Source organism: Streptomyces alkaliphilus, assembly GCF_014141535.1.
GTDB lineage: Bacteria > Actinomycetota > Actinomycetes > Streptomycetales > Streptomycetaceae > Streptomyces > Streptomyces alkaliphilus.
The window spans coordinates 1-877 of record NZ_VKHT01001474.1 but is presented as its reverse complement, the minus strand read 5'-3'; the positions used below and the strand labels follow the sequence as shown (position 1 = coordinate 877).

The following is an 877-nucleotide window of genomic DNA, read 5'->3' as shown; positions in this document are numbered from 1 at the left end:
TCCCCGGTGCCTCCGCCCCGATGTACCGGGGGGATCGGGCCCGTTGGAACCCCGAACAGTTGCTCCTCGCCTCGCTCGCCCAGTGCCACATGCTGTCCTACCTGCACCAATGCGCCGACTCCGGAGTCGTGGTGACCGCCTACGAGGACGAGCCGGTGGGCGATCTGGCGACCCGGGCCGGCGGCGGACGTTTCACGGAGGCGGTGTTGCGCCCCCGGGTGGAGGTGGCGGGGGAGGAGATGCTCGAGGAGGCCCGCCGGCTGCACGCTCCCGCCTCCGAGGCATGTTTCATCGCCGCGTCGGTGGCCTTCCCCGTACGGCACGAACCCACGATCACCGTTCGGCCCTCCTGAGGTCGGCCCGGCGCCCGATGCGCGGACACCCCGTACCCCGCCCGGCGCCCGCGACGTACAGTCACGGCGTGAGTCACAGCGAGACCGAGCATCCCGATCACCCCGACACCGTCGTCGGCGCCGCCGGGGAGGCCGTCCCGACCGTCGCCCCCTCCCCATCCGGGGGGAGCGCCGGGAGCGGCGCGGTCACGGACCCCGCCATCCGTGCCGAACTCACCCGATTGCGGGAGAGCATCGACAACATCGACGCCGCCGTCGTGCACATGCTCGCCGAGCGCTTCAAGTGCACCCAGCAGGTCGGCCGACTCAAGGCGGAGCACCGGCTGCCGCCCGCCGACCCCGAGCGGGAGGCCCGTCAGATCGCCCGTCTGCGGAGCCTGGCGGAGAACGCCCGGCTCGATCCGGCCTTCGCCGAGAAACTGCTCAATTTCATCATCGCCGAGGTCATCCGACATCACGAGACGATCGCCGGTACCGGCGAGTCCGGGGGCTGACCGGGGCGCGGGACCGGTCAGCCCCCGGAC

2 protein-coding genes are annotated in these 877 nt (G+C 72.3%); both read left to right on the top strand.

Annotated elements, in window-relative coordinates:
- Positions 1-353 (top strand): OsmC family protein (locus FNQ90_RS25180; protein ID WP_182608425.1); only part of this gene is annotated, 353 nt, incomplete at its 5' end.
- Between the two features lie 200 nt (positions 354-553).
- Entirely contained in the window at positions 554-847 is a 294-nt protein-coding gene (locus FNQ90_RS27865) for a chorismate mutase (RefSeq protein ID WP_323380179.1), read from the top strand.
- The last annotated feature ends 30 nt before the right edge of the window (positions 848-877 follow it).